This window comes from Methanofastidiosum sp. (assembly GCA_035362715.1).
GTDB lineage: Archaea > Methanobacteriota_B > Thermococci > Methanofastidiosales > Methanofastidiosaceae > Methanofastidiosum.
The window spans coordinates 102,501-124,413 of record DAOSDU010000004.1; the positions used below are offsets into that span (position 1 = coordinate 102,501).

Annotated in this window: 17 protein-coding genes, 1 tRNA gene and 1 rRNA gene (1 of these 19 running past the window's edge); 8 read left to right on the plus strand and 11 right to left on the minus strand. The window is 34.8% G+C overall.

All coding sequences use genetic code 11. The features are described 5' to 3' along the window. A 23S ribosomal RNA gene (locus PLI06_04145) occupies nucleotides 1-310 on the plus strand (it extends 2,708 nt beyond the left edge of the window). Between the two features lie 167 nt (nucleotides 311-477). After that, complete coding sequence (locus PLI06_04150; GenBank protein HOI76786.1) at nucleotides 478-852, plus strand: roadblock/LC7 domain-containing protein; 375 nt, start codon at nucleotides 478-480, stop codon at nucleotides 850-852. A 23-nt stretch (nucleotides 853-875) separates the two neighbouring features. On the opposite strand, the gene PLI06_04155 is transcribed toward PLI06_04150, so the two are convergent. Genes PLI06_04155 through PLI06_04170 form a run of 4 tightly spaced genes read right to left on the minus strand, consistent with a single transcriptional unit; the run spans nucleotide 876 to nucleotide 8,013 of the window. Further along, nucleotides 876-4,223, minus strand: coding sequence for a DNA polymerase II large subunit (locus PLI06_04155; GenBank protein ID HOI76787.1), 3,348 nt, complete (start codon nucleotides 4,221-4,223; stop codon nucleotides 876-878). After that, a complete protein-coding gene (locus PLI06_04160) occupies nucleotides 4,224-5,783 on the minus strand; it encodes a DNA-directed DNA polymerase II small subunit (protein HOI76788.1) in 1,560 nt (519 codons plus the stop codon). It lies immediately after the preceding gene. 24 nt (nucleotides 5,784-5,807) lie between these two features. Beyond that, a complete protein-coding gene (locus PLI06_04165; GenBank protein ID HOI76789.1) occupies nucleotides 5,808-6,026 on the minus strand; it encodes a hypothetical protein in 219 nt (72 codons plus the stop codon). Nucleotides 6,027-6,051: 25 nt separating this feature from the next. After that, entirely contained in the window at nucleotides 6,052-8,013 is a 1,962-nt protein-coding gene (locus PLI06_04170; protein HOI76790.1) for a helicase C-terminal domain-containing protein, read from the minus strand. A 71-nt stretch (nucleotides 8,014-8,084) separates the two neighbouring features. Between PLI06_04170 and PLI06_04175 the strand changes: the two genes are divergently transcribed. Next, nucleotides 8,085-9,044 (plus strand): hypothetical protein, encoded by a 960-nt coding sequence (locus tag PLI06_04175; protein ID HOI76791.1) that lies wholly within the window; start codon nucleotides 8,085-8,087, stop codon nucleotides 9,042-9,044. An 8-nt stretch (nucleotides 9,045-9,052) separates the two neighbouring features. Here PLI06_04175 and PLI06_04180 read toward each other — a convergent pair. Beyond that, nucleotides 9,053-9,125: transfer RNA gene (locus PLI06_04180), tRNA-Arg, on the minus strand. 63 nt (nucleotides 9,126-9,188) lie between these two features. On the opposite strand from PLI06_04180, the gene PLI06_04185 reads away from it, so the two are divergent. Then, nucleotides 9,189-9,467 carry a hypothetical protein gene (locus PLI06_04185; GenBank protein HOI76792.1) on the plus strand — a complete coding sequence of 93 codons (279 nt, stop codon included), beginning with the start codon at nucleotides 9,189-9,191 and terminating at the stop codon, nucleotides 9,465-9,467. A 63-nt stretch (nucleotides 9,468-9,530) separates the two neighbouring features. Here the strand turns inward: PLI06_04185 and PLI06_04190 are convergent, their stop codons facing one another. From PLI06_04190 to PLI06_04205, 4 genes are read right to left on the minus strand one after another with little or no spacing between them, the layout of a single operon-like run. Next, complete coding sequence (locus PLI06_04190) at nucleotides 9,531-11,339, minus strand: ASKHA domain-containing protein (protein ID HOI76793.1); 1,809 nt, start codon at nucleotides 11,337-11,339, stop codon at nucleotides 9,531-9,533. 25 nt (nucleotides 11,340-11,364) lie between these two features. Beyond that, a complete protein-coding gene (gene mtaA / locus PLI06_04195; protein ID HOI76794.1) occupies nucleotides 11,365-12,387 on the minus strand; it encodes a methylcobamide:CoM methyltransferase MtaA in 1,023 nt (340 codons plus the stop codon). Nucleotides 12,388-12,429: 42 nt separating this feature from the next. Further along, nucleotides 12,430-13,500, minus strand: coding sequence for a uroporphyrinogen decarboxylase family protein (locus PLI06_04200; GenBank protein HOI76795.1), 1,071 nt, complete (start codon nucleotides 13,498-13,500; stop codon nucleotides 12,430-12,432). A gap of 4 nt (nucleotides 13,501-13,504) precedes the next feature. After that, complete coding sequence (locus tag PLI06_04205) at nucleotides 13,505-14,149, minus strand: corrinoid protein (GenBank protein HOI76796.1); 645 nt, start codon at nucleotides 14,147-14,149, stop codon at nucleotides 13,505-13,507. A gap of 157 nt (nucleotides 14,150-14,306) precedes the next feature. Here PLI06_04205 and PLI06_04210 point away from each other — a divergent pair, with 157 nt between their 5' ends. The 3 genes from PLI06_04210 to PLI06_04220 all read left to right on the plus strand — a co-directional run bounded on the left by PLI06_04210 (nucleotide 14,307) and on the right by PLI06_04220 (nucleotide 18,126). Beyond that, a complete protein-coding gene (locus PLI06_04210) occupies nucleotides 14,307-14,696 on the plus strand; it encodes a hypothetical protein (GenBank protein HOI76797.1) in 390 nt (129 codons plus the stop codon). A gap of 116 nt (nucleotides 14,697-14,812) precedes the next feature. After that, a complete protein-coding gene (locus tag PLI06_04215) occupies nucleotides 14,813-16,012 on the plus strand; it encodes a tyrosine-type recombinase/integrase (GenBank protein ID HOI76798.1) in 1,200 nt (399 codons plus the stop codon). Nucleotides 16,013-16,413: 401 nt separating this feature from the next. Continuing rightward, nucleotides 16,414-18,126, plus strand: a complete 1,713-nt coding sequence (locus PLI06_04220; protein ID HOI76799.1) for a S8 family serine peptidase — start codon at nucleotides 16,414-16,416, stop codon at nucleotides 18,124-18,126. Between the two features lie 65 nt (nucleotides 18,127-18,191). Here PLI06_04220 and PLI06_04225 read toward each other — a convergent pair whose 3' ends face one another. Further along, on the minus strand, nucleotides 18,192-18,497 hold the full coding sequence (locus PLI06_04225; protein ID HOI76800.1) for a hypothetical protein: 306 nt from the start codon (nucleotides 18,495-18,497) through the stop codon (nucleotides 18,192-18,194). A gap of 138 nt (nucleotides 18,498-18,635) precedes the next feature. After that, on the minus strand, nucleotides 18,636-20,675 hold the full coding sequence (locus tag PLI06_04230) for a DEAD/DEAH box helicase family protein (protein HOI76801.1): 2,040 nt from the start codon (nucleotides 20,673-20,675) through the stop codon (nucleotides 18,636-18,638). A gap of 216 nt (nucleotides 20,676-20,891) precedes the next feature. Here PLI06_04230 and PLI06_04235 point away from each other — a divergent pair, with 216 nt between their 5' ends. Further along, nucleotides 20,892-21,515, plus strand: a complete 624-nt coding sequence (locus PLI06_04235) for a hypothetical protein (protein HOI76802.1) — start codon at nucleotides 20,892-20,894, stop codon at nucleotides 21,513-21,515. Nucleotides 21,516-21,913: the final 398 nt, after the last annotated feature.

Below are 21,913 nucleotides of genomic sequence, written 5' to 3' on the forward strand. Positions count from 1 at the left end.
GTCGTCTGAAGGGAAGGTAGTCCCAGTACGAGAGGAACTGACTGCCGTGGCCTCTGGTGTGCCGGTTGTCTGATAAGGCATCGCCGGGTAGCTACGCCATAGTTAATAAGGGCTGAAAGCATCTAAGCCCGAAATAATCCCTGAAAATAGACAACCACTCTCTAATAGCAAAAGGGGATAGGTGACTATAACTTTAGTTAGAGACGAAGACACGGATAGAAGATCCGGTTGATAGGTCGGTAGTGTAAGTGCCAAGCCTTCGGGCGAGGTATTCAGCTTACCGATACTAATAGTCTAAGGTTCATTATTCCGAAATTGTTCGAGGTCAAACGATAGGATTTTGACGAAGTTTTGCCTATGCATTCTTTTTTAATTAGATTTTAAATGTATAAAATAATGTTTAATATTTGTCATTTTCATTTGTTTATTCATTAACTTTATATAGAAGGCCTTTTAATTAATAAATTGGGGATTATAATGGCTCAAAAATCTAGAACTCAAAATTTAACTGAATTATTAAAAGAACTTGAGGCCACCACTCCTGATGTTGAAGCTTCTGCTGTTGTGTCTACAGATGGGCTCATCATTGCAAGTGCTCTTCCACAGGATGTTGAAGAAGATAGAGTTGCCGCAATGTCTGCTGCAATGCTGTCACTTGGCGAAAGGACTTCTCAAGAATTGAAGAGAGGTTCATTAGAACAGGTATTTGTTAAAGGTGTTAACGGGTATATCCTAATGATGGGAGCGGGTGAAGAATCGGTGTTGACTGCTCTTGCCAGAAAGGATGCAAAATTGGGGCTTGTATTCTTAGACATGAAAAGAACTGCCGATGAAATATCTAAAATAATCTGATATCTTACCATTATTTTTATTATTTAACAAAAATCTGATACTGATAGCTGTTTATGTTTTTCTCTAAAGTTCATTTTTACTTCTGAATCCGCTAAATTAATTTCTTGAGATGTATATTCTTTTATCTTGAATTTTGTAGTTATGTCTATACTTAACTGCATATACTTTAAGATTGCACCTTTAGTAACTGTTAATATAAGTTTATTACTACATTTTGCACACTTACCGGTAAGAGGAACTCTCCTATACGTAGTATTACATTTTGTGCATCTTACTTTCTGTTTTCCGTATGATCTTATGTTCCCTTTAATATCTGGTATAAAGTGTGTTTTTAGAACTCTCTCTGCAACATCGTTTTCATCTACCGCCCTTATTTTTTTAGCAATATCGAATTGGGACATCAACTTTTCTTCCATAGAATTTAAAGTTGTATAACTACTGGCCCTCGGGCCTTTGGATATATCCGATGTGTGATGCGTAAATTTAAGTCCAGAATAAACTCGATCCGTTCCCAATCTATTTTCTACTCTTTCAATCTTTATCTCTTTTGGGTGAAGATATTTTATTGTGGCATCATAAAATTCTAAAGGATAACTATTACAAATGTCCATATTATGGACTTCTTTGTCAACTTCTCTTGGGTCAATTCGCGTTGTTAATACAAGAGGCGCATCCATCTGGCCCCCTCTTGTTTGCGGAAGATAGTATTTGGAGAAATTAAGTAACGCATCCATCAAAAGCATTATTGAATCTTCATCCCCATCACAGTTTCTTCTCTTTGCAGCGTGGAAATAAGGATGGGCATAGACAACCTTAGTATCTGTATATCCAACTATACGTCCAATAGTGCCAGCTGACGTATGGGGCGCTAATCCAACTACTAATTGGCCTACAAGATCATCTACATTTTTGAGACTATAATAAGATTTCAATCCATATATCTTTTCTAACTCTCCATCAATAAATTTAGAAACTTTAAATAAATATGAAATTGAATCCGTTGGCACAATAATATCCTGAACATTTAATTCAAGGATTTGATTTTCATCTGTAAGTTCGTTTCCAAGATAGTCTTTTATGTATCCAAGTTCTTTTAGTTTTTCAATGCCAACATTAACTTCTTTTGGAATAAAATGAGTCAATGGAGCATCGGTTGCATCATATCTGCAGGTTCCATCTTTGAAAATATAGATTTCATTTGAAGCCCTCAATATGCCTTTCTCTAGTGGCTCGGGGATTTTGTACTCAGAACTCATACCCTGAACTCCTTTGACTTCCTTTGGGAGTTCATATCCCAAATTTAAAAGTGCTAGACTTAGATCTTCTTTTAAATTCACTTTTTTCTTTGAGTATACTCTAAGACGCGATCCACATTCTGGGCACTTTTCACTAACTACACTTGAACCCTCATAAGAACATGTCTGGTGAGAGCAAGACATATACATTTTTGTCATACTCTCACAGTCTGGGCATTTTGTGAGATGTGTTTTAGTATTACATTTTGGGCATCTCTTATTTACCGCTTCTACTTCTATGAAATTCTTCTGCGACGCCTTGATTATACTCCTAGTTGAGCCACCTGACATTCCAATAGGGAATAACACGTGAACAGGTGGGCTCATTTTTCTCTCTTTGGCTTTCTCAGGTCTTCCCATTCTACAACCAACGGTGGTAGGTATAGCGTCTCTAACTTTGATCCCTAATAAATTTGATACTTTTTCTAAAACTGTTTCTCCATATGTATGTTTTCCTGAAATAACAAGTGCCAGTATATGGGATTCTATTTTTACTTTATCTTCTGATACTTGATGGGGCAAACATAAATTCTCAATAATATTTTTTATTCTGACGCCTTCTTTTAAATCAAAGATTATTAAATTCTCATTTATAGTATAATCATCATAACTAATCAGATAATCCAAATCTTCTAGTGATATATAACTCCAGAACAAGTTATATTTTGGATGTAGGGGAATTCCATATTTTTTTGATAATTCGATTGCCTCTTTTACATCTGGTATTTTTCTACCTTCTAAGATGTCATTGAGCTCTCCGCTACCTTCTTTTTCCTTCAAAGCTTTTTCTAAATCTAAGGCCCACCATTCTTCTACATAACCTGAAGGCATTAACAGGTGATTATTCTCTACAAAGTCCCCATATGCGATAAGGGCATCACCCAAGAATATTATCTCTTCAATATCTGAAGGCTTAATATTTTCATATGAATAAAGCCAATCACAGCTTTGATCTTTGAATTTTACAAAAGGAGGCAGTATAGAATCTACCGGCATAGCAACTGTGGCTTTACCAGGTCTTTCAGTTTTAAGCTGAGTTCCAACAGCTATAAATCCATTTACTATATGCATAGTTGCAGGATGGTAACCCCATGCAGCAAAACCCGTGTCTCTGCTGCGACCATATCTTAGCCTAAATCCACCTTTACTACTCGGATGAGCTATAACAGGTCTTCCTGCAAGCAAATCTGAGAGATACTTCCAGTTTGCTTTTATCTTTTCTGAATCATCGTCGCTTTCTTTTTTTTCTTCTTTTTTCAAATCCTTTATGAACTCCCATCCTTCTAGCTCGAACACCTTCAAAACTTTTTCAATTTTCTTTGATTTTTGGATAACTCCTTCTGCTAAAGCAAGTAGGGCCCCGCCTCTTACTTTATTTGTCTCTATCCTTTGCAGATTCCTATACCCCGAAACTTCTATATCTTCTGTACTTTCACCAGTGATTTCAATTGGTATGTTTGAGAGTGAAAGTATAACTTCTTTATTTGAGGGTTTATATTGCAAATGGGTCTTTCCTCTTTCATACAGTTCAATTTCTTCAATGAATCTTTGTATCTCTTCTTCAGTTGCCTTGTATTTAGAAAGGCCAAGTCTTTTTCTTACATAATCCCCTAAAAGAACTGATAGTGCCGCCGCTGTACCCCCTGCAGATCTAATCGGTCCTGCAAAATACAATGCTAGATAATCAGTACCATCAAAATTAGTTTTAATCTTAACATCAGAAATACCCTCTAAGGGTGCAGAAACAATACCTTCAGTCAAAATTGCGAGACCTGTCCTTACAGCTTGCTCAGCTAGTTTTTCCTTTGAATTTTTCTTTGAATATTTTTCAGCAAGAATTTCATCTGCAATCATAATAGCTATTTTTTCTCTGGGATGTCCCTGCAAATCTAGCTCTTTTATTTTAGTTGCAACTCCTTTTGGCCCCACTATTCCTTCTATTCTTCCTGCCATATCTGCAGCTAAATGTATTTCAACAGAAGGAGATGGATCCAATCCTTTTTTTCTTGCTTCTTGGGCAATCTCATAAGCCCTTTTAGCTTCAATTTCTAATGAATTAAAATAAGCTTCTATCAATCAATATCCCCCGCCGTCGTTACAAAATCCCATAATTGATAGTTTGTGAGTTTTTAAATCAAATATTGGAACTCGACCTGGTGTGGGCATAATATTTCTCATCTTCTGGTAGTCAGTTTGCGCCTGCCAACCTCCAGAATTAATCATTGATGTTCCCCTATAATTACCATAACCGTTTACATGAATATGCCCTGTATGAAAAATATCTGGATGATTATCAATCAACAAGTAATCCCTTTCTTCGGGGGAGATAGATGTTTTGCCACCATACACTGGCGCCAAATGTCTCTTTCTAAGCATTTCTTTCATAGCAGGTACGGGCTTGTCATGTCCCACCCCAGCTATGCCTTCGACAAAATCATATATACTTGTTCCATGATAGACAACTGTCTTTACGCCATGCATTTCAAAAAAACAAGGATTTGGAACCATGTCTACATTTGGCAATTCATACAGTTTTTCAGCATACTGTTTTTCTACAGGTAATTGGGGTTCTCCACTCCTAGTTGCGTCGTGATTTCCCGGTGACATAATTATTCTTATCCAGTCAGGAACCATAGACAATAGTTCGTAAAGTCTGTCATACTGGTCATAAACGTCAAGTATTTCTAGATCTTTTTGCTGATTGGGGTATGTGCCTACCCCATCAACCAGATCCCCGGCAATAACTAAATATTTCACTCTGGAAGCTAATTCTCTTTGTGCTGGTGAGCCCATTCTAATATTAAGCCACTTTACAAACTTCAAGAAGGATTTTTCTAGAAAAGCGTTTGAGCCAACATGTATATCAGAAATATGAACTGAGCATAGATCCACTTCACTTCTGCATGCCTCCCTTGAAACGGGTAAATCTGGAAATTCAAACTCCTTTCCGAATATTATGCCATCTCCAAGAGCTCCTTTAATCCATATAATCTCATCAAGCATGATAAACTTGACTTTTTCATCAAGTTCTTTTGAACCTGAGAAAAATACTTTAATTCTACCCGTATCATCCTCAACTGTTAAAATAAGATTTCCTTTTTTTGATTCATTTTTTTCTGTTATCATACCAACTACGCTTGTTTCTTCCCCCTTTTTTGCCCTCAAAGCTTCGCCTATGGGAATGAAATCTCTCGTAGAGGGTCTTTCTCTAAACATCTTTTTCATTTTGGCATATCTGTCATTGAAAAGTTTGACAAAGTCTTCTATTGACCCCTGTGATACATTTTCTTGTTTTATATTTTTGGTAAATTTAATCTGGGCTTCATTTTCCTTGGCAGGTATTCTTTTACCATTAATAGATTTCTTAATCTCTAACTCAGGTTCTTCTGTTTTAATTTCTATCTTTTCTTTCTCAGTTGCCAACGGTATTTCAAGTTCTTGATCATTATTCAAAAAATCCTCAAGATCGCTATCGTTAACAAATAATTTTCCCTTCTCTTTTAAAAAATCAATTAACTCTGTATACCTTTTTTTTTCGATTAAAGATAAACTTTGGACGGAGTTAACAGTAAGTATAAGATTGTTTTCTAAAAATAGATTATTTATTTCTTCATTAAATGATGTCGAGTCTCCCACCAAATCACCACAGGATTAATGGGATTAATTGTCGTAAATAAGGTCTTCTTCGAGGTTGTCCTCAAAGGTTTCTTCCTCTTCGTACCATCCCAATATCTCTTCTTTCTCAATGAGCTCCCATTCTTCTTCAAAATTGATTAGAATGAGCTCTTCACCACAGAATGGACACTCAATGTTTAATCCATCCTTGACTTCTTTAAACTCTATAACTTCTAGACATACAGGGCAATCAATTTCCTTCATTCAATCCCTACCTATACGCTTTTACCTAACTTTTAAATCTATCTATGTGATTTTCAAAGAACTCTTTTACCTTTTCCTTTAGGATTTCTTCTGAGTCCGGGATATATTCAAGGCTATCTCTTATCCATTTGGGTATATCTTTTGAGACAAATTTATTAGCGACTCTTTCATCAAGGAAGACAATTAACGCCTTATCTGAAAGAAGTCTGTGGGCTCTACCTGCCGCTTGACTTAATTTTCTGTGGGCTGGCAGATAATAACCATAGTACTTTCCTTTTCCATAAAAGACCTTTTGGTAGTATTCTATCTGCGCTTCTATCCTTGGCGTGGGTCTGGCATAAGGCACACCAACAATTATTACTGTATTCATCTCATTACCTGGGTAGTCTCCACCCTCGGCGTTTCTACCACCCATTACTCCCAATAGGACTGCGCCTTGCTTTCCAGAGTGATGCTTGAAGTCAGAGACTAAACTATCATTTTCTCTGGAGTCCATGTTTCGCCTTTCCATAAACACTGGCTTATCAGACATCAAAGCTATCCCTGAGTCAAGTAGACCATCAACAACTTCATATGAAGAGCAGAATATTCCAACGTTTGCAGGCACAGAATGGATAACATCTATTGCTTTGAGCGTTATTTTCTTATACATTTCTTCATTTCTGTGAGCCCCTTTTGTTGTTACTCCTTTGGTAACCATACCCTTTATGTTTGAAGGTGAAAAAGGAGAAGGAAATACCTTGAAAGCTGGATTGTTTATGCCGATAATATCTGAGTAAGCATCAAGGGGCTCTAGGGTCCCTGACATATGAACAGCACCAAATGCATAATCTAAAACCTGCTTAGTTATTGGTCTTGGGTCAAGAGACAATATCCCAAGTTTTAAGGTATCTTCATCTTTTTTTGATTTAGTTTTTTCACATATGTAGCAATAACCCTGATTCCCTCTTGCATTAAACCAATTTTCAAGAAATGATGCTATTCTAAAGATGTGGGACCTTGGCATCTTATTCTTCTTAAGACGAGTCTTTTGAACTTTTTCCCCAACACCCTTCATATATACAATCAGATCAAAAAGAGTCTTTTCAAAACTCTTTGAGACAAAAGGACCCTTTAAACCCTCTAATCTTGTGAAAAGGTCTTGATAGGATATGATGGCCTCATCTTCTGATTCTAACTTAAAATCATTTTCTAACTCTAGAAATACATCATAAAATTTATTTAGAAATTCTGAGACAGCAGATTCTTCAAATTCTATCGACTCATTTATCGCAGCGGTAATTGAATATATTGAAAGCTGGTCCGAGCCTAGATTTATTGCAAGATCCGAAAGGTTGTGGGCTTCATCAAGAATTAAAATGATGTCATCAAGTGTTGCCCCAATACCCTCAAGGAAATTATCTCTTATTTCGGGGTGAAAAATATACATATAACTACAGGAAATCACTTCAACGTTTTGCAATATACCTTTCACTACTTCATATGGGCACATATTTTCTTCAATACAAAGTGTTACTACATCTTGGGATAAAGAAGGTTTTTGTGAAAGGCTTACCTCAATCTCGTAAGCCCTATCCTCTTTTTCTTTCATATTTTCATAATACTCACATTTATTCTCTTTTCTTAGCAATCTACAAACGTGAAGTGCCATCGAGGTGTCCATTTCATTGTTAACAATAGTTGGGTGAAGGCACATAGAATTTCTACCCTTTATTGAAATGCCAGATACTTCTACTTTCTTCCCAACTTCCATTAACTCTTCCATGACCCTGTCCATCTGCTTATGAGTTCTACAACAATAGACAATTTTTTTACCAAACTTTTCTGCTATGGGCAATACCGCAGACAAAACAGAGATAGTTTTACCAAATCCTGTAGCAGCTTCTACTATAGGATTTTTTTTCTGGATAAGACTTGTCTGAACAAATTGGATAAACTCCTCTTGATTTGTCCTGAAATTGTCATAAGGGAAGAAGGAGTTCTCCATAAAATGAATTTACATACTTTGTTAAAAAATGTTTGGATAGCTATTTATATTATTGTTTCCAAATAATAAACATGTTAATTCTTTCGGAAAATGATCTTAGATCAGTTCTTAATTATAAAAATGTGCTCAAGGCACTTGAATTAGGTTTTGTTGCATACAAAAGAAAAGGAAAATTTCCACTTAGAACGGCAATAGATTCCGAAGAAAACAAAACAACTGTATTGTTCATGCCATCCTCTTTTCTAGACAAGTCTGGAGTAAAAATAGTGTCATTGTGCGAGAATAATCCTTCAAACAGACTTCCTTATACTAAGGGGATTTATGTTTTAGCATCCCTTAAAAATGGTGCCCCCCTCTGCATCATGAATGGAACTTATCTAACATATATAAGAACTGCAGTTACTTCCTTATTGGCATCAAAGTATCTGGCAAAAAATGATCCAAAGACCTTGGGCATTATTGGAACGGGTAAAGTGGGAACGATGGCATGTGAAGCTCATCTATCTCATTTTGGAATAGAGAAAATATATGCATTTGATAAACAAGATTATTCCCTTAATTCATTTGCACAAAGATTAACTGTTGGCACCAATCCAGATATAATTCTATGCAAAGATGGAAATGAAGTTGTATCTAATTCAGATATACTAATTACAGCAACTACTTCCAACACCCCTATTTTTAATTCTCGCTCTATTAAGGAAGGAACCCACATAAATGGAATTGGATCTTACAAAATAACAATGCAAGAGATACCAGAAGGACTTGTAATAAGGGCAAAAGTCTTTGTTGACACTCTTGAAGGTGCAACTTCTGAGCCCGGAGATATTGTCAATCCTCTCCAAAATGGATTAATTAACAAAGAGGATATTATGGAGATTTCTGATGTAATTTTAAAAAGAATTTCAAGAGATAATTCCGATATTACATTTTTCAAATCTGTTGGATTTTCTTTAGAAGACATTATTACTGCTGAACTAGCGTATAATGAATCTAAGAAGAACGGTATAGGGATAGAAGTAGACATTTGATAAAACTACGCCCCCGCCGGGATTCGAACCCGGCGCTTCGGCTCCGCAGGCCAATATTTTATCCGGCTAAACTACGGGGGCAGCACAAAGGTCAAAATAGAAAGATTAATAAACTTTTTGGTATTAGGTTTCATTGGTGAGGCAATGGAAGATGAAGACATCGATAATGTAGTAATTCAGGGAGAGCCATCACCTGAAGAGATCGCAGAGAGTGATAGAGAAGGCATAAGAATTGCAGCAAAAGAAGTAAACTATGAGCTTACGCCTGCTGAGATAGAGGACATCAGAAAAGGAATGTTAAAGTCATTGATACTTAAGATAGTCGCTGCTAACTCACTAGTCCCTGATAATGTAAAAGAAGACGACTTTGAAACTATTCTTGCTTTATACACAAACGTGCTATCAAATATGCTCAAAAAATAATATTCTATTTTATTTAATTTCTAGAAATAATTAGTAATATATTTTGAAAAGTAATTTCTCTAACTACGGAAATCTTAGTGATTTTACAAATTCTTCATTGAAGTCTTTTTCAGCAGCAAGCTCAATATAATCTATTTTTTTATTAATAATATTTTCCTCAATTCTTTTTTCTTTTGACAAAAGAGACATCTTTGCACCTTCCCCTGCGGCGTTTCCAACTGGCTTAATCTTATCTAATAGAATATCTGGTATAAGGCCAATTCTTATTGCATTCTTAATATCAATATAATTTCCAAAAGCACCTGCAAGGTAAAGATTTTCTATGTCATCTACTGTAATTTTTAATTTTTCAAGAAGAATATTTATACCTGTCATTATAGCACCTTTGGCCAACTGAATTTCTCTAATGTCTGACGCCGTAATAACGATATCTTTCTCTGTCTCTGTATTCTCTTTCCATTCGATCACATATTCCTTTTGACCATTCAAAGGATTTTTCCTTATTCGCTCATTATCTCTCTCTAAGATTTTTCCACTTGAATCTAATAATCCAACTCTTAACATCTCAGATACTACATCAATTATCCCCGAACCACATAAACCTCTTGGCTTTCCATTATTAATTGTTTTGTAAAAAGTATTGAAAGTATCTTCTTCAATAAAAACAGTTTCAATTGCCCCAGTAGACGCCCTCATGCCAAACATAAGGTGTCCACCCTCAAGAGCAGGACCTGCTGCACATGAGCAACTTAACATACTATCTTTATTTCCTAAAACAAGTTCCCCATTAGTCCCTATATCTATTGCAAGCGAAATTTCAGTTTTTTTGTAAATTTCAGTTGCAAGTAGCACTCCCACAGTATCTGCACCAACAAAGCCAGAGATTATGGGTAGCAAATGAATAATTCCAGATGGATTTATCTTGATTTCCATGTCTTGTGATTTAATATCAATTGAGTTAGAAACAACTGGTGTAAAAGGCGATGCAGAAAGACTTTTTGGGTTAATATTGAGAAATATATGGTGCATTGCAGTATTTCCCACAGCAGTCATTTCATAAATAGAATCATAGGAAATATTATTTCTCTCACAGAGTATACCAATCATTAAATTTATTCCATTAACTATGGCTTTATGAACGATATCAACGCCATTTTTCATAGAATAAGTTATCCTAGATATTACGTCTTCGCCATATCTTATCTGGGGATTTAAAATTGATTCAATATCTATAAGCTCTCCAGTTTCCATATCAATAAGGTAAGTCACAACAGTTGTCGTGCCTATATCAACAGCAATTCCATAGATTTTCTGTTCTATGTCAGAAATACCAATTAGTTCCTTATTGTATTCAATTATCTTAATATACTTTTCAAATGTTAATTTTTTTGATAATTTTTTCAGAGCTAGATAATCAATCGAAAGGTCCTCTTCCTTCAATTCATTTTTTATAAGATCAACTATACTCCATTCACTACCCAATGCAGGTTTTTGAATTTTTATTTTTTTTATCTTTAGACATGGATCAAATTTTATTTTCTTTGAGACACCTTCACAGAGTATTCTTTGCTCTTTTTGGAGGGAGGATTCAGGAATTTTAACACTAATATCACCATTCACACTTACAAGACAACTGAGCCTTACCCCTTTTTTTATTTCGTCTTCAGAAAGAACTTTCTTTTCTTCTTGAGTAATCTCATTTACAGATTCAGGATTATTAATTATTACTTTACATTTACCACATTTACCTTTACTACCGCAAATGGCTTCTATCTTAATTCCGGCATCATTTAAGGTATCTAACAGATTATTTCTATTATCCTTAACTTCTATTTCTTTTTTTAGATTGGGGATAGTAATCTTAATTTCCAATTCCTCCTTATTTATTCAAGATAAATTATTTGAAATAATTATTTCTTGCGTCAATCATAGCTATACAGTTTTTAATTGGAGTCAAAGGTGCAAGACCACAGCCAGGAGCAAGTATGTCTGTTCCTTTTTCCAATGCAGTTATACATTCTTTATAGACTTCATTATAAGTGCCGTTCAACATAGTACTTGCAGAAGAAATATTTCCAATTAGTCTTAATTTATCGCCTAAAATATCCTTTGCTTCTTTCATATCTGTTTTTTCTTCAATGCTGAGCCCCAAAAAACCACTTTCTCTAAGTGAAGGAAGTATTGAATGGATATCCCCACATATATGTAGTATGCTGTCCCCTTTTAATCTATTAGAAATATCTTTGTAGATTGGTAGCACCATACTACCAAAATCTTTAGGATTAATTAATTCAGGTGAAGCCACTGGGTCCAAAACTGCAAAAACATCAGCACCAGCATCAAATAAGGCATTGGCATATTCTATCATTGCATCTGCTCCAAACTTTAGATAATTAATCAAAGCTTCTTTTTCTCGGATAAACCATCTCATCAATGTTGTGACTTCGACAAGTCCACTAGCAATCGTGGCAGGCCCTTCAGCACCTGCTACTATTGGAACATTTTCTCCTACTTTATCTCTAATTATATTAATGGCTTCCAGCATAATGGGTATCCTACCTTTTGATAGAATATCTTCTGAAAACTGACCTATGGGCAAAGGTTTTCTCGAGTTGTAAGGATGACCTCTTATTGCAGCCTGTCTTGTGGTGTCTCCCTTTTCAATCTCACAACCTAAAGCTTCCAATAGCACTGTAAGACAATAAGGTATTCTTACTGCTTCAAATCCTATTTCTCTATGAGCGCTTATTGCAAGCTCTGCTAATGCTTTTGGATTCCAATTAGCATCCGGCCAATAGTATTTAGTCAGATTCATTAGATCTTTTGTTCCTGTTTGGGTAACGGCTAAAACAGGGGCTTTATCAACTTTTTTGCCATTCAATGTTTTTTTTAGTCTTTCTTTTAGAGTCAAATCTACCATAGAAATCACCTGATGTTTGAAAAAATTAAAGATAATAATAATTTATTTATATACCCCAAATTGTCTCGCAGCGTCTAAAAATGCCATTGGTTTAATTGGTTCGGCTTGAGGTGGAAATTCGCAGCCCGGGCACAAGATAAATCCTCTCGGATTGTCCATTCCCTGCTCAATGTTTTCTTTGCACAGTTGGACTACTTCTTGATATGATTTTGTCTGTATCGATGGCGGATCGACATTTCCTCCAATTATATCATGACTACCAAATTTTTCAATTTGAGTTTTAAGTGGAGTTTCAGGACCGAATATCCAAGCATATATCCCTTTCCAGTTAAATGATTCCCTCAATTTTATATAATAGGGTATGTTCAAATTTTGATCAGCACATGGATGCATCAAAGTTACAGGTATGTCTAGTTCTCTTATTTTTTTATGAACCTTCATCATATAGGGAAATGCAAATTCTTCAAATTTCTGTGGCGAAATAACTGTGTTTGCTTCTACAGGCCCCCCATCAAAGACAACGCATTTTTCTGGGCCATACCTATTAGCAAAATATTCTATTTGATTAATATACATCTGACTCACTTTATCAAGTAAAGCATGTGCTGACTTAGGTTCAGTTTTTGTCCATTTTAAGAACTTTGAAGTATCGGCAACAACTGCTGCAGCAGTGAAAACACTTCCTCCTTGGAATATTGCAGGCATACCCATTTCTACACAGCGGTCGCATACTTTCTGAGCTTCAACATATCCACCAACTGGCTTATTTGAATCTGGAACTTCAAGTTTATCTATATCCCCTAACTCCATCACGGGATGTTTTTTAACATAAGGGGCGCTATGTCCTTCACCATATGGAAATCCAATTTCCCCACCAAATTCCCATGGGCCACAAGAAGCATATCCATACATCGGAGTCGACTCATATCCGTATAGTCGCATGCACATAAATTGAGCTTCAAAAGATTTATTTCCATCTGCATAGAAATCTCCTAAAGACATACCCATTACCCTAGCAGAAAAGCCTAGAATAAAAGGATTTACAGGCACTCTATCAGGTTTTTCACCCATTAACACTGCATGAAATCTTTCAGGGGGCGACATTTTATCCATTTTATCACGCTCCAGTTAAATTTTTGGCTACTTTAACAGCTTCAACGGCATCTTTTCCGTATCCAGCAGCACCTATCTTTTTGGCAAAATCAGCACTTATAGGAGCCCCACCGACAACTACTTGTGCCTTATGATTTTTTTCTTTGAGTTTTTTGATGACTGGCTCCATATATAACATACTGGTGGTCATTAAAGCAGAAATTGTAACAAGGTCTGCATCTTCTTCTTCGGCCTTTTTAACGAATGTATCCACAGGAACATCTTTTCCAACATCAATTAGGATAAAACCTGCGACTTCAAGCATCATTTTTACCAGATTTTTTCCTATATCGTGTATGTCTCCTTGAGCAACTCCAATTATTACTTTCGCTGGCTTTTTTGCAGAAGCATCGACCTTTAGATGGGACTTCAAAATATCGATTGCAGCATACATAGCGTCAGCCGATAGAAGTATCTCAGGAACGAACATCTCTTTGCATTCGTAAAGGTCACTTACCTTCGCCATACCCTTATTGCAACCGTTCATCAGAGCTTCGTAAGGATCTACTCCAAGTTCAAGAGATTTTTTTGCTAGTTCTTCACTTTTTACTTCATCGCCATCTATAACAGCCTTTGCCAACCCTTCAAGAATTTCTTCTTTTGATACCATACAAACACCCAATATTTTTAGAATATTTATTCGTCAAAATTAGAAATTCCTAACTTATAAAACTTATTAATGGATGGCCTCGCCGTCCAACATATAAATTATCTTGTGTAACTATAATTAATTAAGATTATAAATAATAAATTGAATAGATTTTTTGATGTCTATCGAAGAAGATGTTGAAAATGCTATAGATATCCTAAATAGATTAAAGGAAGAAGAAGGAGTAATAATAGTTGAAGGGCAAAAAGATATCGAGTCTCTGGTAAATCTTGGGATTAGGAATAAGATTATTGCTGTTTCTCAAAATAATATTTTCGATGTTATTGACAATATTTCTGAAAAAGATGTCATAGTATTAACTGATTTTGATAAAAAAGGGACTTATCTTTTCAAACGATATGTGAAAGAACTTCAATCTTCCGGTAAAAAAGTAATTATAATTTATTATCGTGATCTTAAGAAATATCTAAAGAAATATATCACTGGAATTGAACAGATCTACCCTTTTCTTAAAAGAAGGGGCGCAATAGAAGAAAACGAAGGTTGATTTGGTAATAAAAAGAAGTGCGGTCGCCGGGCCATTTTTTTTATTACAAATGCCTTTAGATAATGTATAAGTCTTAATCAATCTTTTATTAATTTATGGGGATATATAAGGAAAAAATGATTCTGCTCAAAGAAGAAGAGCGCTTGTCAAAGTCCTCTATATCTGACATCAATAAACAATCCATCAAGGAGTTTAAAAGTTTTCTCATAGCCTCTAGGATTGGGATACTTAGAACACTTCGATACATGGTAGACCTTAGAATGATTTGTATCCGATACAAGGATAAAGATTTTACAGAATGGAACTCAAAAGACATAATAGAAGTCTTAGAAAAAGTGGAAGTAGAAGACATATCTGAATCATCTAAAAATGAATACAGAAGAACATTAAGAAAGTTTTTCAAATGGCAAAAGGGTGACGATTGGAAAGACCTTCAGTCATTAAAAGGTGAAAGAAAGCATCCTAGAAAACCAGATGTACTTACTAAGGATGAAGTGCTTTTGCTAATTGAATCGGCAATGCATCCCCGTGATAAAGCCGCTATTGCACTTCTTTATGATGGAGGCCTTAGAATCGGAGAACTTGCTTCAATTACTTTCAAGGACCTAACCTTCAACAACTTCGGTGGCAAGGCAAAGGTCAGGGGAAAAACCGGAGAAAGATTAGTGCCCTTTGTCATGGCAGAACCATATATAAAAAACTGGGTTCAAATACACCCAAATCCTCATCCAAATGAATCATTATTTATAGGTACTGGGAATAAAAATTATGGCAAGCCCTTATTTTATGAATCATACATGAACATAATTAAAAGAGCTGTAAAGAAATCTGGAATCCAAAAGAAAGTTACCCCACATATATTAAGACATACAAGGGCAACTCACCTGGCCTCAAAATTGACCGAGTCTGAAATGTGCCACTACCTTGGATGGCAGCTTGGCTCAGGTATGCCAAAGGTATATGTCCATCTTTCAGGGAGGGATATTGATAAGGCCATTTACAGTAAGGTATATGGAATAAAAACTGAAGATAGGCCGGAAGAAGAGAAGATAAGACCTGTGGCATGTCCAAGATGCAAGGAGAACTGTGGCCCTTCTTCAGAGTATTGTTATCGTTGCGGGATGCCCCTAAAGGAAGAAAAAATATTCGAGTTGGAAAAACACAGTAAAGTAGTAAGAAAAGAATTCTTTGAAATGGCAGCAGACAATGTTGATTTACTTAAAGGATTAAACACTTTTATGGAAATGATGGAAATTATTAATTCAAATCCTGAAATGAGAAAAAAGGCATTTGAGTTACAAAGAAAAGGTGATTAATAATAAGTTTTCACTTGGTATTATTAAACGACCCTTTAACATTCCCAACTTCTGTTAAAAGATAGGGCCAATTCGTTTAATAGGATCTGGCCTTAAAAAAATTAGCAAAATCATAAAGTTCAACTTAATTAACTATGATTACTTCAATGTTCTTAAAGTTTGAAAAATTGTTTAGAATACCTAATTACATTTTTGATGCATTCATATGCGTGATAGTTAATTGAGCATCCGCAGTTCATTGCAACAAACTGTATTTTTAAATTACCTAATTCTTTTATCCATTTTTATTATATTTACTATCATATATTTTATTATTAGTTATTGCTAATCAATATTGGATAAATTTATATATTAATAATGTGTTCTATTTTTTATCATATGAAGTTAGGGGTGGTTAATATATGTGTAAAAAGATATCAATCATAATAATGGCCATAGTTATATTATCTGTAGCTCCAGTATTTGGAGAAAGTCAAAACTTTCCTGATATAAAAGACTTTAAAATCGATATTAGTAGAAACAAGAATACAGATAATTATTCTGAGATAATCGGAAATAAAGCTAGGCTTTCAATAATCCTAAAAGATTCAGCGGTGGGCATGGAAGGAAATATTTCTAAATCTGACGATACACCAAAATGGAAAATTGATATTTCAAATGTACTTGAGAAACACGGCTGCTATATCGAGCTTAATTACGGAAAAGTATGGCAAGCTTTAGTTCCTTTAGATAGCATCAATAAAGTTAGAAACTTAGATTTTGTAGAAAGAGTGGAGGACATAAGTTATCCTATAGTTCAAGCTGTTTTTGTGAATATAGAAGGTGTAAGGTATATCAAAGCGGGCAATCCTGGGTCATGTGATATAGCCGTCATTGACTTGCAATTTGAGAACTGGAATGTAAATGAGATTGTTTCGCCTTATGTAGTTGAAACTAAGGATTTTACTGGAACGGGATTCACTAACCCCGGAGAAGGTTCTCATGGGGTAGCATGTGCAGAAATTATTGTGGCAACTTTACCTGGAGTAAAGCTTCATCTTTACAAGGTGTATACCCCAGCTCAATTAGAAGCAGCTGTAATTTGGGCAAAACAGAACAATGTCCGGATAATCTCTCACTCAGTAGGTTGGTTTAATTATAGTTTTTACGATGGCACTGGTACAATTAATGAAATCGCTAATAGGGCTGTAGATTCTGGAATTGTTTGGGTAAACTCTGCAGGTAACTCTGCAAAAAATCATTATTACGGAGTCGGTTTCACAGATATTGATGGCGATGGACTTATGGAGTTTCCATCAGGTGCAGAGTATCTCCCAGTCTACCTGTATGAAGGGCAAAGCTATTCTTTTTATATGAATTGGAACAACTATGCCAATACAATTGGAAAGGACTTAGATCTATACCTTGTTCTCTTAGGAGATGGGACTGTTAGTTCATCTATTAATGATCAACAAAGCGGTGCATTTCTTTCCCCAACGGAAAAAATCAGTTACACTCCTTTGGTATCTGGCTGGTATGGGATAGCCATTGATAACTGGACATATTCCGCTACAGGGAATTATTTTATTCCTTTGGGCATCCACATTTTTAGCACCAGTGCGGAAATAGGAAACTTCACTGGATTGCCAAACGATAGGGTTTCTGCAATGAGCCTCACTGACCCCGCTACCGCAGAGAAAGTTATTACTGTGGGCGCAACATATTGGAACCCTTCTAGCTATGGTCTTGAAGATTTCAGTTCTAGAGGGCCAACTTCAGATGGAAGGCAAAAACCTGATGTTATTGGGCCAGATGGAACTTCAAGTCTTGTCTACGGATTTTCAAGTGGAAATAGAAATTTAGATCGTAATTTAGGTAGAAGCTTCTTTGGGACTTCCGCATCTGCACCGTATGTTGCAGGTGTTGCGGGATACATCTTATCAAGGCATCCAGGGTACAGTCCATCAATGGTAAAAAGAGGAATAACAATGGGCGCAACAAGCCTTGGCTATTCTAAATACGAACAGGGATGGGGGCTTGTTAACGGGATAGGTGGAGAGTCTACTGTAAGACTAAAAGCTATGCCACAAATATTAAAAATTCTAGAAAAGAATAAAGAAAAGAAAAATAATTAGATCTTTATTCTTAATTTATTTTCTTTATATTTTTAAGAATAAAAATAAGGAAAAGGAAATTAAGATTATTTACAGTCCCCTATAAAGACTCCAGATCCCGGTTCTGTTTTTTTGTTAGTGTAGTAGTTCCAAAAGAGCTTTACTCCGTTGTCCTTTTCATACTGCTTTATCTGTTCTATAAGATTACTAAATCCAGTTGCTTCTATAACAGTTACTCTTTGATTTGTCTTTGCATCGTATACCCCATAGGATATTATCGGCCCACCCCTGCACATCTCTCTAACTATGACCTCTTGTGTTGCTGCACTTGCCATGCCTACTGTTCCTAAAACGAATATTAATCCAAAAACTATTGCTACAATCTTTTTCATTTTCTCCCTCCGTTTTTATGTATAAATTCAATTTATTATTTGTCTTTTCCCTATATATAAGAATATGGAAAAAAATAGGGAAAATAGGGAAAATATTGGCCTTAAAATTAGGGCCATAATTCTTTCTAATTCAGATTTCTATTGATTATTCTTTTTTAGATTATACTCTCGTAATAGTTTCTCTTCATCTTCAATACATTGTTCTCTTGATTTATATAACGAGTCATAACTTTCCTTAGTATGTTTATGCTTATTTTCTTTATTGAAACCGTATCTATCATACTCTTCTTTGTCATATCCTTCTAGATCATATTTTGTTCCTGTTTCTACATGAATGCCCTTCCAATCAAAACCTTTTTTATCTATCCAATTCTTATCGTAACCATATTCATCATATTTTGTTTTTGTTATTTTATGAATTCCTTCTTTATCAAATCCCCGGCCATCATACTCCTCAGATCTGCTTTCATCCTCTTCTGGATTATCCAATAATTCATCTAATCCTTCATTCTGAAAATGACCATAGTATGGTTTAAGATTATTTTTCAATAATTCCTCTTTTAAAAAATTATATAGTTCCGGAGAAAAATTGTGCACTGGATACTTTGGATCAGTAAGTTTTGTTAAGTAATCAAATGTATTTTCGTTCCCCTCTTTGTTAGACAAATCAAGCTGATTAGTTTCAATAAAATTTAGAATAGTTTCGTATATACTTTTTCGATATTTACTACCTTTAAAGTTAGGTTCCTTTTCTTTTAATTCTATATACAAAATATATTTTTTGTCTAAGTCTTCTTCATCAAATTTATCTATCTGTTCGAAAGATTGGTCTCTAGATGTTTCGTTATAACTTTCGGTGTCCTTGTTTATTGGCATCTTATAAAAAGGATTTTTATTTAGTTTTCCATTTTTATAAGTTAGCCACTCGCCTCTTTTGGCAAGATCAAGATAATCAGATTTTTTTAATACATAAAAATATTTTTTTTCTTCTATGTCATCGATAACTAAATAATATATAGTTGCCAAATCCTTACCTGGAGAGTTGCGCAGTATCCTCCCAAATCTTTGAATTGTTTGTCGAGGTGATCCGGAGAACGCAGAAATTATGGCAGTGGATGCATCAGGAACATCAACCCCCTCATCTATCAATCTTGGGGCTATCAATACACCTCTACTTGCCTTATTAAATTGACTTAGAATCCAATCCCGGCCACTTAATTTGCTATGAAGCATAAATACCTTAAAATCAGGTATATGGCCATAAGCGATTTCAAGCATTTCTTTTAGATCTTCACAAAAATCAATTCTTTCATTGAATATTATAATTTTATTATCTAATTCCATATCAACTAATTTTTTTATCAAAGGCTTCTTGTTCGTCGCTTTGTATAAGATGTCCAGCCTTTTTGTCCACAATCCCATCAATATATTTGCTTCTTTATGCCCTTTAGATTCTTCAGATTTTGCAAGTTTCTGTATTTTCTCCAAATAATCTTTATGGATTCTTTTTATTCTACCTCTAGTTATTTTTTCAATTCTATAATTAAGATCATTAATATTTGTAGTTAATTTCTCATGCTCATCTAATTCTTTAGGCATTAATTCTACAAATATACTATTAATAATCAAAGGCGGAACTTCATCCGGGTCATCAAAATGACTTCTTTTGTAGATAATTGGACCAATACCATCTTCAATTCTTTTTGTTCCGTCAGGATCGTTATGTCTTTCAGGCGTTGCACTAAGTCCTAATCTAAAAGGGATATTATTTTTAAAAATTTCATTTGCATTTGTTGTTCCGTAATGGTGGCACTCGTCTGCTATCATGAAATTAAAACTATTAAAAAAATGCACATCATTAAGATAAGTAGATGCAGAATTTTGAACAAAAATAACTATATTCCTATCTGCTTGTTTCTCTTCGCCGTAATAAAATCCTATTTCGTGAAAATGGACTCCTTGACTTATAAGTTCCTTTCTCCATTGGTGCATCAAATCAATTGTAGGAACAACAATGCATGTCCTTAAGTTTTCTTGTATTTTCTTCAATTCTTGAATACAATGTATGGCAAATCGTGTTTTACCTTTTCCTGTTGCAACTTTGATTATGCCCCGACAATCATTTTCAATAAATTTTTCATATGCTTCAATTTGCCATTGCCTTAATTCTAAGGACATGCATAAAAAGAGATAAGAAATAATATAAAATTTACTATTAATTCAAAAGATTACTATTAAACAATAATGTTGGCATTATTTTTAGGGCCAAAATGGAAAAAATTAATTTTTCCCTATTTTCCCTATTTTTTTCCATATTTTTATAAATTAAGAACAGTATTTTTATATGTCTATATGTATGAATATTGTCCAAATTAATTATGCAAAGGAGATATGATGTTAGATTCTCTAGACAAGAAATGTCCAAGTTGTGGTATTAAATTTGTCATGAAGCTAGAAAAATGCCCAATATGCAATGTGGATTTAGAGATCATTAAGAATGCAGAAGTTTTTGATATATCTGGCTTCAATAAGGATGGATTCAACAAAGATGGCTATGACGCCCAGGGATATGATAGACAAGGATACAATAGAGAAGGGTACTCTAAAGCAGGCTTTGATAAAAATGAATTCAATCGAGAGGGCCTCCATAGGTATACAGGTAGAAAATTCAATTTTCAAAATATCGATAAAGATGGATTTGACTTTGATGGATTCGACAAAGATGGGTATGATCGATATGGCTACAACAAAGATGGCTATGACCGACAAGGGTATGACAGAGGAGGATATAATATGGAAGGATACGACACAAATGGCTACAATAGGAATGGTTTCAATAGAGAAGGCATTCACAAGGACACAGGAACTCCTTACAACAAAGATGGCTATGACCGACAAGGCTATGACAGAGAAGGATATAATAACTTTGGCGTTAACAGAAAAGGTTACTATAGGGATGGTCGCCCTGGATTTGGAAGAACAATGCGGGAGTATCAGGATTACGGTCAAGAATATTGATTTCTATAAACACAATATGATATATCTCATTTAGATATATTTCATCTATTAAAGGATCCTTTAGCATTCCCAACTTCTATTAAAAGAAAAGGCCGATTCGTTTAATAGTATCTGGCCCTAAAATTAGGGCCAACTATACGTATAACAACTATTATGCGAATATATTATGCATATATGTTTTATTTTAAACATTAGTATTGGCCTTAAAAATAGGGCCAATTGTCAATAACGTGATAACATATCTCTATGCCAGGAACTTAAATCAAAATTCTATCATCAAGAGGGAATAATCTAGACCTTATGATCCTTAATCTATGAATATAAAAAACACAAGCAAGCACTATACTTTTATATAGTATTTAGTTAAGAAATATATCATTGGGTATTTTTTATAGTAT